The organism is Clostridium sp. (genome assembly GCF_016650095.1).
Classification (GTDB): domain Bacteria; phylum Bacillota; class Clostridia; order Clostridiales; family Clostridiaceae; genus Clostridium_AD.
The window spans coordinates 1-2,046 of sequence record NZ_JAENWL010000442.1; the positions used below are offsets into that span (position 1 = coordinate 1).

Annotated in this window: 3 protein-coding genes; 1 reads left to right on the forward strand and 2 read right to left on the reverse strand. The window is 32.3% G+C overall.

The genetic code is table 11. From position 1 onward, the window contains the following. The first annotated feature begins 15 nt into the window (after positions 1-15). Positions 16-141: a biotin transporter BioY gene (locus tag JJE11_RS17845; RefSeq protein ID WP_366927967.1), complete on the forward strand. Its 126-nt coding sequence runs from the start codon at positions 16-18 to the stop codon at positions 139-141. Between the two features lie 26 nt (positions 142-167). On the opposite strand, the gene JJE11_RS17630 is transcribed toward JJE11_RS17845, so the two are convergent. After that, positions 168-506 (reverse strand): arsenate reductase family protein, encoded by a 339-nt coding sequence (locus tag JJE11_RS17630; RefSeq protein WP_291637993.1) that lies wholly within the window; start codon positions 504-506, stop codon positions 168-170. Positions 507-649: 143 nt separating this feature from the next. Then, a complete protein-coding gene (locus tag JJE11_RS17635; RefSeq protein ID WP_291637995.1) occupies positions 650-2,020 on the reverse strand; it encodes a hypothetical protein in 1,371 nt (456 codons plus the stop codon). Between the last annotated feature and the right edge of the window lie 26 nt (positions 2,021-2,046).

The following is a 2,046-nucleotide window of genomic DNA, read 5'->3' on the forward strand; positions in this document are numbered from 1 at the left end:
TATTTAGGAAAAAGTATAAATTTTTATTCAGCTCTTAAATACGCTTGCATACCATTTATACCTGGTGATATTATAAAAGCAGTACTAGCTATAACGCTCGCTAAACAATTAATTCCTAGACTGTCAAAGTATTTGAAATAAGATTAATTATCTATTTCATATCCTTACTACTCCCACTCAGTCCATATCTCTGGTACATAGCCCACAGTAGCTTGTTTTCCGTTACGTACTATTGGAGTCTTAAAAAGTTGTGGGTTTTTCAATAAAATATCCTCCTTAGTCTCTTCTCCTCTAATTTGGTCTAAATTCAATTTTTTATAATCCTTTATTTTTGTATTTATTAAATTATTTAACCCTACAGAACTTTTTACACTTTGTAGTTCACCCTTACTTAGTCCTTTAATATTTAAATCTACGAATTGATATTTTATATTTCTTTCTTTAAAAAATCGTTCAGTTTTTTGTGTATCAAAACACTTTTTAGTTCCAAAACATTGAATATTCATTTGTTTTACTCTCCTTAAATCATCACCATCTGTGATGCTATATTAATTACCGTAAATTAAAACATCTGTCGCTATTAAGTATAAGGCATCCTTAAAAAAATAACTAGTCAGTTTGCTAGTCTTTTTTTGAAGATGCCTAAACACTATAATATTATAATGGCCAATATTACTGTAGCAACTATTCCACAAGTAACAGGGATAATATTTTTTCTAGCTACGTCAAATGGTTCAACTTTACATATCCCGGCAGCAGCAACCACACTCCAAGGAATTATGGTTCCACCACCTATCCATATGGTTATGATTTGACCAAACGCAGCGATCTTTTCTTTGTCTATATTAATAGCGGTTGAAAAAGTGCTAGCTAAAGTCCCAACTATGGGAAGCCCTGCAAAACCTGAGCCACTAAGTCCAAGAAGAGTACTTACGGCTGTTTGAATGCCTATTACAGAATATTTTGATAATGGTATATTATTGGCTGCATATATTCCTATATCACTTAAAATCCCAGTGGCTCCATTACCCAATATATCAATTGCGGTGCCTTCACTTCCTAGAAAAAAGAAAGCACCGATTATTATAATTGGTGCAAATATGCTAATTCCAAATGCAAATCCACTTTTAATGTATTTGGTAACTTCTCCCAGCGATGTTTTGATGTCAGTATGAACTATAGATGTAATTATCATTATTAATGCTGCTGTTCCACCTATTAAAGCTGTAGATTCTGAGCCTATTAATTTGAATTTATTTATGAATATGATATCTGTTATAAACGCTAAAGGAGTGGCTATTGCCATTACTTTTGTTGCTTTTGACTTAGGTTTAATTAATTCTTTAGTTTCATTTATTGTTGTGGAAATTCTAACTTCTGCAGTTTTATCTTTTCTCATAAGTATAAATGCTATAGTAATAGTAACTATACTCATTACGCCCCAAAAGGGAATACTTTCTTGAATAATTCCGAGAGGACTCACTAAATTTGCAGTCTTCGCAGTTATTGATGGTGCGGCTTGAAGAACAAAATCGCTTGATAGAGCAACTCCATTACCAAATAAACATAAAACTACAGCAGCCCACACGGGCGGCAATCCAGCTTTTATAGCTGCAGGTACCATTAAAGCGCCTACAAAAACAACTGCAGGAGTTGGCCAAATAAACCATGAAGTAATTGTCATAGTAATACCTAGTACAAAAAAAGACATAGTTTTGTTTATCATTAATTTCTTCATAGGTTTTACAATTAGTTCATCTGCACCTATGTCAGTTAATGCGCTAGACATCGAATTAACTAACGCGATAACTACAACTACTTCAATAAATTCTTTCCCTGATACTACTATTGCTTTATATATAATCTGCACGGATGCTAGAATATCCCCGGTAAAGATAAACCCTATTATTCCTATACCTAAAATACATGGAAGAATCACATCTTTTTTAAGTGTAATTATTACAATTATTATTAGAATGATTATGATATATACATAATGAATTGTGCCTAAAATTACCATGTATTCTTACTCCTCCTGTGTATTAA